The following is an 11,873-nucleotide window of genomic DNA, read 5'->3' as shown; positions in this document are numbered from 1 at the left end:
GATATACCTCTTTCTTAACTATGCTTATTTTACCTCATATTTTCGAGATCCTTAACAGGTTCTTAGGAGTGCTATGAATGTTGTCTTCCATGAGTTTTTGCATTGTTGGGCCAAATGTTCTTCCAAGATTGCTACTCACTGTTTTATTACTATCATTTGCTTGAGAATGAGGTACATTTCGCTCAAAAATTGCTTTTATTCCAGCAAATTTAGCTTGGGAAGATTTCGGAGGAACAGGTGGGGCAACCATGCCTTTTAAGTTAATCTTTCCTTCATTTTGAGGAAAAATTTTTGGATTATTTTTTTCTACTGTAGTATTCATTTTTTTACCTCTAAACCTATTAACTAATAAAAGTGTAAACTTAGAGGTATTAATTTTGTAATAACAATGCTAATAGATTACCGCAGTTTCAATAAGCATCACCAGAGGATTCTCTATATAATGCTTAAAGGCATTTAAAAACTTTGCTCCGAGTGCCCCATCAACTGCTCTATGGTCAACAGAGAGCGTTACTGTCATTATTTCTGCTATTTCTATTTTCTCATTCATAACAATTGGTTGTTTTTTAGATGCACCAACTGCCATAATGCAAGATTGCGGCGGATTGATTATAGCACTGAAGGCTTTTATACCAAACATCCCTAAGTTGGAGATAGTAAACCCTCCTCCTTGAAACTCTTCAGGTTTCAATTTTCCAGATCTTGCTCTGCTTACTAAATCTTTCACTTCTTTTGATATAGATAAAATACCCTTTTTATCAGCATTTTTTACTATAGGAGTAATTAGCCCATCTTCAAGTGCCACAGCGATTGAAATATCTATATTTGAATATCTCAGTATTTTATTATCTATCCACGAAGAATTTATATCAGGAAATTTTTTCATGCTGAAAGCTGCAGCTTTTATGATTAGATCATTAATTGTTACTTTATTGTTTTCATCTGCTGAGTTAATCTCGTTTTTTAACGATATTAACTTATCAACCTGGCAATCTACAGTTAAATAAAAATGTGGAACATTCTGTTTTGATTCAGTCAGGCGCTGTGCTATCACTTGGCGCATGTTGCTTACTTCAACTATGGTATCTTTCTCAGGACTTTCAGTATGTATACCACTGCCTAAAAACTCCAACACATCAGCCTTAATTATGCGACCATATGGTCCTGTACCTTTTAATTGCTGCACATTAACCCCTTCATTTTGAGCTATTTTCTTAGCTAATGGGCTTATTTTTGTTCTACCTTCTGCATAACCCTCTGTCATCTGAGTAGCTGACACTGGGATCCATTCTTCTTTTCTAGATCCCAGTGTCAAGCACTGGGATGACATTGAGGGGTTGGATTCCAGCGTCACGCGCTGGAATGACACCGAAGAATGACTTATTGGCTTTCCGTTTAAATCTTGGTGTTCTGATTTTTGATTATCAACAGCACTTTTTGTCACTTCCTTTTTAACTGCACTATTGATGGAAGTTGAAGTATAGTTGTTAAGTGCACTTTCATCTTCTCCTTCTTCCAGCATTAAAGCTATTGGTTGATTTACAGACACGCCACTTGTTCCTTCTGTTACTAAAATTTTTGCTATGACTCCTTCATCTATAGATTCAAACTCCATTATGGCTTTATCAGTCTCTATCTCAGCAATTACGTCGCCTACTTCAACTTTGTCTTGTTCTTTTTTATGCCACTTTACAATTTTTCCTCTAGCTTTGCTCATTGTTGGTGAAAGAGCAGGCATTAATATTTCTATAGGCATTGATTTTGCATTTAAAGATCTATTCAATTTTTAATTTACTCTTTATCTTATGTCAACCTAATCGTGAATTATGATGAATAAGTCTGTTACACTATCCCTCACGTTATCCCAGTGCGTGACACTGGGATCTTGGTTCAGTACTATTATCCTATTGTTTTTATTATTTAGCCATAGCTTGTTTGCTAACAACTTTGTTTCAACCAAATCAAATAAGATCAACATGAGAACGGGGCCAGGGTTTCACTATCCTGTAAAATGGATATACACTTGCAAAAATCTGCCCCTGAAAGTGATAGAGGAGTTTGAGAGTTGGAAAAAGGTCTGCGATATAGATGAAGACTGCGGATGGATAAAAGGCAATCTTCTTAGTGATAAGCGCTACGCGATTGTAAAAGAAGATACCTATGGATATCAAAAACAGAGTGTAGACAGCAAGATTACTATGAAAATAGACAAGTTTGTTGTGATGAAGATAGAAAAATGCAACGAAGAATGGTGCTTTCTTTCCACCCCAAAACGCAAAGCATGGGTACAAAAAAAACATATATATGGGGTTGATTAGGTTGACAAAAGATCTGAATTAACACTAGTTTCTGGGCCTTCTGTAGCATGCTCTTCAGATGAAGCAGAGGGTTCTTGAGGCTCTGGAGACTGTACAGGGCTATCACAGAAACTCCTTAACATCTCCCCAGCGGATGAATCTAAAATTTGTACAATAGACTTTTCACTCTGCTCTTTTAGCGATTGATCCATTCTAGAAATCAACTCAGAAAACTCGCTACCTGATTTTTCAGCTTCATTTTTTATTTTACTTTCTATGCTTGCAATATTGCCTTGTTCAATTTCTTCTTTTGTTATGTTGAACGAATTTGCAGCATCTTGATATCCAATCTTGCAATTTCCACAACCAATTATGCAAAAAGCAATAGAATTAGATATTTCGCTTGCAGCCCACTTATGTATAGCGTAAGCCAAATAATTGTCATGGTATTTAATGCTAAATTGTTGTTCTATTAGCTCAGAAATTTTATTCTTTAGAGACATAAAGTACCCTCCTTACATTCGTTATACCTTTTTGTTAAGATACAGCAATTACACCATTTACTACATGCTTTACTTTAATTAATTATTAAAACGAGAGCATAATTTTCAGAGTTATATCTTTTTACCTTAACAATTCTTTTTTGAGTTCCTCTTCAATCATCTTAGTTAAACTCGTGTCAAACTCACTCCTCGAAAAATCCCTAACCCCCCCGGGATCATATCGATTTCCTATCATTTTTTCAATAGCATCATTTATTATGTTTATGTCAAATCCCTTTATAATAGGCGTTACCTTCACCTGCCCTGCAGAGCCTTTACCATAAATTCTTTTACTTTTATCAATGCAACCACCTGCACCAGGTTTACTGCTTCCAAAACCCTTGCTACACTTTACTGTTTCATGCTTGATTTCACCATTTTCTATATATATTATTTTATTATCTTCAGTAACCCGCAATCCTGTTGTTGTGGTTTTTTCTTTTAATTTTACACTATCATCAATTATTGGTTCGGTATAATCCTTATACTCATATATTTTATAGATGCCTCCGCCTCCCATAGTGATTAAATCCTTGCACTCTTGTTTACCTAAACGACACTTTCTTATAAAAATAGGACCCCCATCCTTATCTGTATATTCCTTTTCCCTGTTACCTCCTCCCCGTTCAACTTTAATGTTAATTATAGGATAATCAAGATCAATTTCCAATTCAGCTTTTATATAATCTCCTGGCATTCCTACTCTACTTTCAGTGGAATTAGGTGTGTAAGTGTAAGGTGTATCTTTTATGTGACCTGCTTCACCACATCCCCACACTTCTATTTCAACACGGCTAGATGTTATTTGTGAGCCATCCACATCATAATCTCCACTTCCAAAAACATGGGACTTTTCGCTCTTTTTTTCCGGTTCTTGTTTCTCTTTTTCCAGTTGTTTCTCGATTATCTCTTTTAACTTCTCTTTGAGACCTTCTAAATCGAACCTACACAATTTATCAGCGTAAAAAACCTCTGTTCTGTTTGCTTTAATTGGTGCTTCTTGTTGCGTGACAACGCCATTTGCATCTTGTGAAATCTTTGTATAAAAAGATTGGGTGTTTTCTTTGTCTACATATCGTGTTGAACGGCTGCATGTTCCATTAAAGCAGATGCAGCCATCGTCACCTTGATTACATTTTTCTCTATGCTCTACATCCGTCAATTTGTATACTACTTTCAGTCCTTTATCAGATTTAAATGCGTCGTCTATCTTATCATTTCTTTTTACACAGTAACTGCATTTCCCCTTTTCCTGTTTATTGTCGTCAGGGAAGAAAACATACCCTTGCTTATTAAACATTATTTTATCCAACTGATTTTGAGGTCTTTTCAAAAGGTCACCTATTTCCTTGCTTGGAAGATAATAGAACTGATTTGATTCTTTTGAATAAACAGAATTGTATTCAATATATTTTGTTCCCATTGATTTTAGTGGTACTACCTTACCTTCTCTTTCAAGAACAAACTCCTCTGGTTCTGGCTGCCATCCAGAAAGACAAAGCATTTTACTTTTAGAATTTCCTTTATACTTTACTTCTATTTCTGGTTGTCCTAAGTTGTTCAATTTGCACTTATTCCCCTGAAACTCTTTACATTCCGTTTCAATATCAGGAACATAGCCATATTCTTTCAGAACTTTAAATTGTTGCGGATTACTTTCTAATATACCTTCTATAATATTATCAATGTAACTTTTTGTGTTACTACTGTCAGTCGTTTTTGCTACTATTGCTGGTTTTACTACTTTTAAAGATAGAGGGCCGATGTTCTTAGTAGAATTAGTGATAACATTGAAAGTACAGACACCATTGCTGTAGACTCCATGTGCTCTATAAGTACAAGTGCTCTCGCTCATCTTCATTTTTATTTCTAGCGTGTTTTCATTTGCTACCTTCACTATCTCAGGCTCTGGAGCAGGTGGTGCCGGGAAACAGCGGACGAACTGTGGATTTTTTTTGTCTATACTTTGAGTTCCATGGTATTCAGCGCAGAGCTGGCCCTTTTTTCTATAGGTTTTGAAGTAATAGTGAGTATCCTTATCTGTAACAGTATATGAGTGATTTGGAATGTTCTCATTATTTGAAACAACGTGTGGAAAACCTAACTCTTTTCTTTCCTCCAGTCCGCTAATTATCACCCCGACTCTTGGATCGAAGTAATCATTATCTTCATTTGTTATAGGAACAATTCTAACTTGTGGAGGTGACATCGCAAGTTGTTCACAGAACGAAGGAGGGCTAGGTGCAAGTGGCACAGGAGCACATTTTACTGCCGTTTGGTAGCAGGTATCACAGACTTTTTCCATCTCCCCAGGACGGAAAATATTCTCACCCGAAAATACTCTAGAACCCCATGAAGAAATTCCTGACATACAAGCCCCTTTTTGACTGCAAGCACATATTTTAGGAGAGTTAGCGAATCTTCTTTTTTCCTCATCAGTAACACCGTCTGCCCATTCCCATTTAAGACCCCGAGCAATTTCTCCTCCAGCTTTTGTTTTATCTCCTTCCCAGTCGATAAAAGCTGCAGCAGAAACTCCAGCTCCTGTACCTTGCGTTCCATATATCTGGCGGCAGGATTCCCCACTTTGTAAGCCATAACAATAACTTTGTCCATCATAAGCACATACTCTAATTTTGGGATTAAAGTAACCATCAACTCCTTGATCTTTTATTGCTTGCACCTTAATTTCCTTTACCCAATCTCCACCAACTATTGCTTCCCACCAAGTATTACTTTCTACAAATGTTGGACAATCAGCATATCCTTGATACGAAAGACCAAGTATCAAAAAAAACATCAATAAGAAATTAAGCTTTACACTTCTCATAAAATACCGGTAACCACTCATTAACTTCTTCTCCTTTTTCTTTTATTGCCTCATACATATACTTTATAGTCTCTTTGTTAGCTGAAAGTACATGTATTTCTTGCATATCCTTCAAATCCAGATTTAAGGTTACTAATCCTTTGTACTGTTTTATCAAAAATAAACCTTCCTGTGTTGGCGTCTGCAGAACTATATTCAGCTCCTCTTTCGATAGAGAAAATGCCTTCATGTATAATCTATTTGCATTGACGTTCGGCATCAAGATTCTTGTATCAACATGTTTATCTAAATATTGAGTAAATTTGCTAGCAAATGCGAGATTTAAATTCTCAGTACTTAGGATTACTACAACATTTAGTTCCGTCATTCTTTGCATCCAGTTATCAAACTCTTTCTCTGTAGGAAAAATATTACTTATCTCCCATGCTTCATCCAAAACAAGTATTGCAGGCGAGCCATCACATTTTGCCTCAAAAGAATATAAAAAATAGTAAAGTATCACGGACATACATTCCTTTTGTTTTGTAAGGTTTGCGGTGTTGAGAGATATAATTTTTGTTTCCCAGTCAATATCTGATTCATTACCATCTTGAAATAAGTAAGCAAAGTCACCATCGTCACACCATCTACTTATCTTACCCTCGAGAAGCAAGAGCACCTCAGAAATTTGTGAAATAGAACGCGATTCCCTTGGTATAGCAAATATAGAATCCACGATTTTTCTTATCTTTTCTTCTACGTCCACCAAGCTCGCATCGGCTACCATTCTTCTGATCAGTTCAACCAACATATTGCGATTGGAAGCACTATCTTCAATGTTTAGTGGATTAAATTTTAGGCTTTTGTCCTTATATTTTGGATCGATTATGTAATATTTACCACTCACTGCTTTAGTAAAAATTATTGATTTTCCAGTGTTATCCAATATGACAATTCTTGGGTTAAACTTTCTTGATTCTGATAATAGAAAATTAATGAGTGAAGTTCTGCCTGAATTTGGAGCTCCGAGTATCGTAGTATGGCCATTATTTCTTTTTCCATGAAAATTAAAGAAGTAAGGATTTCCTTTTTTTGAGAAAAAAATCATTACCGCTTCTTTCCACCTTCTTCCTTTTAACGTACCTGACGTAAAATCGTGCAGCATAGCAAAGCTGCAAGCGTATTTTGTTAAGATATTTTTCGGTTGCGTAATAAAAGCAAAATTGCCTGGAAGTTGTGCCCAAAAATGACTTTCCATATGTAAATCAGTTCTAAACATCATGAAGCCAACTAATGACATTATAGAAGATAAATCACTAATACTTTCAGCTAACTTATTCCTATCATCTGCAAATATTGTAAAAATAATTTTCTGTTGGCAGAAGTCTATACTAGAGGTCTTTTCAAGCTCTATTATTTCTTCGATTCCTGAGCTTTTAAGTAAGGTATTATCCTCACTAATTTGCAGCATGTTGATTTGTTTTTTAAATTCTTTTATTGCTTTGTTATTACTAGTAAATATCATTATTTCTGTAATGATAAATTCAGATTCAAGCTGCAAGCATCTATCTATATTACCTAAAGAGATTTCCCGGTATTCTTTTATGCTGAAAATAGAGCCAAATTTCTGTTGATTTTCAAATATTGTTTGAAACGTATTGAAACCAAAAGCTATTTTAAAATTTCTAATATATTGCGACAGGCCCCTTTCATGTATTGGATAATCTTTGTGCGTTAATGTAACAATATAGTGGAGAAATTCTATCATTTCAGAATATATTTTACCTTCACTAAACCTTAGACTCAGTTTTTTAGCTCCAAAAGGTCCTAAATCATTTTGAATTACGTCAGTTATCTTTTGCAACTCCTGATGGCTTTCTTGTAAAGACAACTTATGCTTATTCTTTATTCTATTGAAAAAAAACGAATTATTAGTATGCTTGCCAAAATCGCTAAACAATATTACAATGTATAGTTCATTTATATACTGTAATTTACTATCAGTTAGTTTATTAAACCACGTTGAATGTAGGTTGTCAGAGAAGTCTTCAGTTTTATTCCATTTCAAGCTCAGTTTATTGCGCTTTCTAACGGTATGAATCCAAACGGTAAAATACAGGCTATTAATATTTTTTGATATGCTTTTTCTAATTTCAGTTCTGAGGTCGCTGTAGTTATCAACAGAAGAATAATCTTCTAACTTGATTATTTTTAACAATTCTCCCTGTTTTGTGAGTATGGTTTCTTCATCGTAATGACAAGCATAAGGAACAAAATCTAAATCAATGCTTTCTAGTAATGCTAAGTTGTTCTTTTTTTTAAGCTTAGAGTTAACTGTTGGTACTTTTAACTGCATATGCGTATTCAATAAAGATAATTAAAAAAGATAAAAATACTATCTTAATTTTTATCTTTTTTTTCGCTATCGGATTGTAATTTTATATCTTTTGTAAAGTTAAATTTTTCTTTTAAGTAGTCTGTTGCCTTTTCTGTACTACCGAACATCAGGACCAGTACACCAAACATTATCATAAAAAAGATTAGACCTCTGAACACTACTGCAAGTATCACTGCAGCTATACACAACCCTATGATTGTTGAAGGACTCATATTTTCTACAGTATCTTTAACTGAAAATGAAGAAATAAAATTTTTTACCGTTTCTTGTATACCCTTTAATTCATCACTCGCCGAACTTGCTTCGCTAGAATATGACGCAAAAATGAAACTTAATAAGGCTATAAAAACCAAAACTTTATTCAATTGAATGCGCATCAACTAAACACCTTTTAAATATTCCCCAAATATAACAACTTTTATATCAATAGGCAAGAACTGAATTCACTTATCCACTACAAGTAACACATATTTAATTTTTACCGCTGCGAACATGCTGTAAGCTCTTATCATCAACAAGAGGACTCACATTAATGGATGTTAATTTACTTGATAGGAAGTTTGAATGCAATTCAGCTACTGCTGCTATAGCAAGCACTGCAACCATAGCAAGTAGTCCTGCTCCTATCAATCCTGATGTCATTGCTCCTGCAACAATGCACCCTATTGTGGAGAGAGCACAACCTGCTACAAATGCAACGTGAAGATTTCTGTTATTGGGTTGTTTTTCAAGTGGAGTATCTTCACCCTTTTTCTTATTCAAAGGAAATTTCTGCACGATTGTAATGGCGTTTTTTCTGTCTCTTTTTTCTTCGGGTTGCATTGAATCTTTTGCCTGGCTGCCTGTCATCTGAGTAGTTTGACTATTTGTATCCATACTTTCTTTTTCTCTGGATCCCAGTGTCACGCACTGGGATGACACCTGTGGTGACTCTTTCTCAACTTGATCTTCAATCTTTTTATTATATTTAGAAGGAGATCTTCGTCCACTTGGCCCTTTGGACCTTGTTTTAGTTAGGTGTGCTAATTTTGTCTCTCCTTCATCCTCTGGTTGTAAGCCATTATCTCCTTCAACAGAGCTCAATGTTGAGTTTAAACTTTCCTCAGATGAAGTGCTTGTTACTAAAGTTAAACTGCTCCTTCTGCTACTTACTGATGATTTCAAACTTTCTTTACTCGTTCTAGGTGAGTCTATTCCACTATCTGAGTCATTGCCACTACTGAGTTTAGAAGTTTGCTTCTCCTCTATTTCTTTCACAACCTTGCTATATTTTTCAAACACTTCCTCTGTAACATCTGAATTACTAAGTATTTTATTATCACCACTTTTTTTCTCAGCTACATTCAAGGGTGTTTCTTGTGTGTTGTTTTGCTCTTCAATATGTTTTAGCTGCATTTGATCTTCAATATTTTCTTCAACAGCATTTGGTATTGAGCTTACACTGCTGCTCCTGTTAGTAATATCCAAAATTGTTTGTACTATTGCTGCCTTTTTTTTTGAGTCTAGTTTTTTTGACTCTGTTATTTCTGCTTTCAACGCTGGAAGAAAGTGTTGGATATAATTATTATAATGTTCTCTTTTTTTCCCCACTGATTTTTCTAACTCAGCTAATGCTTCAGGACTAGTTCCTTGCTTGGATGACTCTAAGTGTTTTGCAATAGCCTGCTCATTTTGTCGTTCTCTCAGTATTTTTTCCAATTCAGCCAATGTTTTAGGACTAGCTCCCTGCTTGAACAACCTTTTGCATTCTTTGGAAGTCTCATCTTGATTTTCTTGATAATTTTCTGCTGTTACCTTTTTGTATATAGTGTTGCTCAATTGTTGGTTAATATCTCCTTCCTTACTCATAGGTTTTTTAAAGGGACTGTGCATAACATTCCTCCATACATAATAAAATGTATAGATACCTTTTTAGCGTTAATTTTACATTAAAACTGGGCAATTATGCCATATTATAAATAATTGCGGCAACTTGCTTATTGGAAGGTCGCTTAACTATTTGCTTTCTGGGCTTTCTACTTCTACAGATTTGCGTTCAATATGATTGTTTGCTTGTTGAACTAATATATCTATCACTTCTTTTACAGGCTTTTCCCTATCAACCATGCCAACACTTTGGCCGGCCATTAAAGATCCTGTTTCAACATCTCCTTCAATCACTGCCCTTCTTAAAGCTCCAGCCCAGAACTTTTCTATTTCAAGCTGCCCATCTTCTTTTGAGATCTGTCCCTTTTGGTATTCATCAATAACTTCTTTTTGACGCTTCATGAAGTCATCGCTTGCTTTGTTGGCTATAGCTCTTACAGGAATTACAGGAAAATCAGCACTTATCTGTACAGAAGGTCTTGTATTACGTGCGGCCGATTTAATAAACACTTCCTTAAAATTTTTGTGGGCAATTGACTCATTAGTGCAGACAAATAATGTACCTATTTGACAGCCACTTGCTCCCATTTTCAGGTAATTAACTATCATTTCACCTCTTCCTATTCCACCTGCAACAAACACTGGTATTTGTTCATTTTTAAAATGAGGCAATATCTCTTGTGCAAGAACAGAAGTACTAACTGGACCTATATGCCCACCTGCTTCCATTCCTTCTATTATTAATGCATCTACTCCCATTTTTACTAACCTTTTCGCAAGGCTTAATGCTGGTGCAAAGCACATAACTTTAATGCCTGCACCCTTGATTTTTTCTATATTAGGCTTTGTTGGCAGTCCACCGGCAAGCACTATATGGCTCACTTTCGTTTCAATACACACATCTATCAACTCACTCAACTTTGGGTGCATAGTAATTAGATTTACACCAAATGGCTTGTTAGTTAACTTCTGTGTCTCTATGATTTCTTTTTCCAGTAAGTCTGGGAACATTGTACCACATGCAATCACACCAAAACCACCAGCGTTTGAGATTGCTGAGACCAAGTTTCTCTCTGAAACCCAGCTCATAGCACCACCCATTATAGCAAACTCACTGCCAAGAAAATCTGTTCCTTTTTTCCAGAGGCTACTTAACATATAACCTATATCATACGTTTAAAAATGTTTTGTTTACCTATAAATGTGTGTTTTAAGGCGCCAAGCATATGTAAGATTATAAAGAGTACCATAAAATATGCAAGCATCGAATGTAGCTCGTTAGCCGTGTTAGCTAGATCTTTGTTTTGATTAATCAACAAAGGGATATGAAAAAAATATTTGATCTGTTTGCCAGAAGCAGAAGACATGACATAGCCAGATAGTGGCATTAGCACCATCAAAGAATATAAACCAAAGTGTACTGCTTTACTTATATTGATTACAAACCGAGAAAAATTTGCTGGAAGTGGTGGAACATAAGTAAAGACGCGAAAAAATATGCGTACTATGATTAATCCAAGAATAGTGATACCGCAAGCCTTATGAATAGCGTATATGTTGAACTTAATTTCATTGCTAAGTGGTAAGCTTTTCATATAAAGTCCAGAGCAAAGCATGCCGATAATAAAAATAGCCATCAGCCAATGGATAACCCTTAAACCTAGGCTATGTTTATCGTCTTCCATTTTGATTACCCCAAAGTAGCATTTATATAATAGAAAAACTATTTTTCAATCAAAATTATTAAAGCAATTTAGATTTACCGACAATGTAGCTATACAAATTTGACCCAGCCGAGAGTCAAGTAGCAGGCACTGGCATCTAAGTCATAGAAACGGATCAAATGCAAAACTTACTTGACACCCTTCGCCAGCTCCCTTATCATAAAACTGAAGCTATTTATTTATCTTCTCTGTACAGATTAAATGACAAAAAAACTCAACGTATCTGGCGTCTCATGT

At 35.3% G+C, this 11,873-nt stretch carries 10 protein-coding genes; 1 reads left to right on the top strand and 9 read right to left on the bottom strand.

Annotation, left to right across the window (positions count from 1 at the left end; all coding sequences use genetic code 11):
• Positions 1-34: 34 nt before the first annotated feature.
• Together OZD61_RS01875 and OZD61_RS01870 are read right to left on the bottom strand one after the other, a co-directional pair.
• Positions 35-322 (bottom strand): hypothetical protein, encoded by a 288-nt coding sequence (locus OZD61_RS01875; RefSeq protein ID WP_274979643.1) that lies wholly within the window; start codon positions 320-322, stop codon positions 35-37.
• A 69-nt stretch (positions 323-391) separates the two neighbouring features.
• Positions 392-1,756 (bottom strand): pyruvate dehydrogenase complex dihydrolipoamide acetyltransferase, encoded by a 1,365-nt coding sequence (locus OZD61_RS01870; RefSeq protein ID WP_274979644.1) that lies wholly within the window; start codon positions 1,754-1,756, stop codon positions 392-394.
• Positions 1,757-1,826: 70 nt separating this feature from the next.
• Here OZD61_RS01870 and OZD61_RS01865 point away from each other — a divergent pair, with 70 nt between their 5' ends.
• Positions 1,827-2,318 (top strand): SH3 domain-containing protein, encoded by a 492-nt coding sequence (locus OZD61_RS01865; protein WP_007551030.1) that lies wholly within the window; start codon positions 1,827-1,829, stop codon positions 2,316-2,318.
• Here the strand turns inward: OZD61_RS01865 and OZD61_RS01860 are convergent.
• From OZD61_RS01860 to OZD61_RS01830, 7 genes are all read right to left on the bottom strand, one after another.
• Positions 2,315-2,800, bottom strand: a complete 486-nt coding sequence (locus OZD61_RS01860) for a WBM0748 family T4SS-associated protein (RefSeq protein WP_274979642.1) — start codon at positions 2,798-2,800, stop codon at positions 2,315-2,317. The two genes, OZD61_RS01865 and OZD61_RS01860, sit on opposite strands and share 4 nt — an antisense overlap.
• A gap of 121 nt (positions 2,801-2,921) precedes the next feature.
• A complete protein-coding gene (locus OZD61_RS01855) occupies positions 2,922-5,669 on the bottom strand; it encodes a hypothetical protein (protein ID WP_274979641.1) in 2,748 nt (915 codons plus the stop codon).
• Positions 5,650-8,004, bottom strand: a complete 2,355-nt coding sequence (locus tag OZD61_RS01850; protein WP_274979640.1) for a VirB4 family type IV secretion/conjugal transfer ATPase — start codon at positions 8,002-8,004, stop codon at positions 5,650-5,652. The genes OZD61_RS01855 and OZD61_RS01850 overlap by 20 nt, the downstream gene beginning before the upstream one ends.
• Positions 8,005-8,048: 44 nt before the next feature.
• A complete protein-coding gene (locus tag OZD61_RS01845; protein WP_253303543.1) occupies positions 8,049-8,423 on the bottom strand; it encodes a hypothetical protein in 375 nt (124 codons plus the stop codon).
• 94 nt (positions 8,424-8,517) lie between these two features.
• Positions 8,518-9,918 (bottom strand): hypothetical protein, encoded by a 1,401-nt coding sequence (locus tag OZD61_RS01840; RefSeq protein WP_274979639.1) that lies wholly within the window; start codon positions 9,916-9,918, stop codon positions 8,518-8,520.
• 123 nt (positions 9,919-10,041) lie between these two features.
• Positions 10,042-11,070, bottom strand: a complete 1,029-nt coding sequence (locus OZD61_RS01835; RefSeq protein ID WP_274979638.1) for an NAD(P)H-dependent flavin oxidoreductase — start codon at positions 11,068-11,070, stop codon at positions 10,042-10,044.
• A gap of 5 nt (positions 11,071-11,075) precedes the next feature.
• A complete protein-coding gene (locus tag OZD61_RS01830; RefSeq protein WP_274979637.1) occupies positions 11,076-11,597 on the bottom strand; it encodes a cytochrome b in 522 nt (173 codons plus the stop codon).
• Positions 11,598-11,873 lie beyond the last annotated feature (276 nt).

The sequence above is a fragment of the Wolbachia endosymbiont of Drosophila bocki genome (genome assembly GCF_028982005.1).
GTDB lineage: Bacteria > Pseudomonadota > Alphaproteobacteria > Rickettsiales > Anaplasmataceae > Wolbachia > Wolbachia pipientis.
This window is presented reverse-complemented; position numbering and strand designations above follow the sequence as displayed.

Excerpts from the sequence above, each read along its gene's own strand:
- OZD61_RS01835 (WP_274979638.1), bottom strand. The coding sequence starts at position 11,070 with ATGTTAAGTAGCCTCTGGAAAAAAGGAACAGATTTTCTTGGCAGTGAG.
- OZD61_RS01840 (WP_274979639.1), bottom strand. The coding sequence starts at position 9,918 with ATGCACAGTCCCTTTAAAAAACCTATGAGTAAGGAAGGAGATATTAAC.
- OZD61_RS01870 (WP_274979644.1), bottom strand. The coding sequence starts at position 1,756 with ATGCCTATAGAAATATTAATGCCTGCTCTTTCACCAACAATGAGCAAA.
- OZD61_RS01830 (WP_274979637.1), bottom strand. The coding sequence starts at position 11,597 with ATGGAAGACGATAAACATAGCCTAGGTTTAAGGGTTATCCATTGGCTG.
- OZD61_RS01845 (WP_253303543.1), bottom strand. The coding sequence starts at position 8,423 with ATGCGCATTCAATTGAATAAAGTTTTGGTTTTTATAGCCTTATTAAGT.
- OZD61_RS01850 (WP_274979640.1), bottom strand. The coding sequence starts at position 8,004 with ATGCAGTTAAAAGTACCAACAGTTAACTCTAAGCTTAAAAAAAAGAAC.
- OZD61_RS01865 (WP_007551030.1), top strand. The coding sequence starts at position 1,827 with ATGATGAATAAGTCTGTTACACTATCCCTCACGTTATCCCAGTGCGTG.
- OZD61_RS01875 (WP_274979643.1), bottom strand. The coding sequence starts at position 322 with ATGAATACTACAGTAGAAAAAAATAATCCAAAAATTTTTCCTCAAAAT.
- OZD61_RS01860 (WP_274979642.1), bottom strand. The coding sequence starts at position 2,800 with ATGTCTCTAAAGAATAAAATTTCTGAGCTAATAGAACAACAATTTAGC.
- OZD61_RS01855 (WP_274979641.1), bottom strand. The coding sequence starts at position 5,669 with ATGAGAAGTGTAAAGCTTAATTTCTTATTGATGTTTTTTTTGATACTT.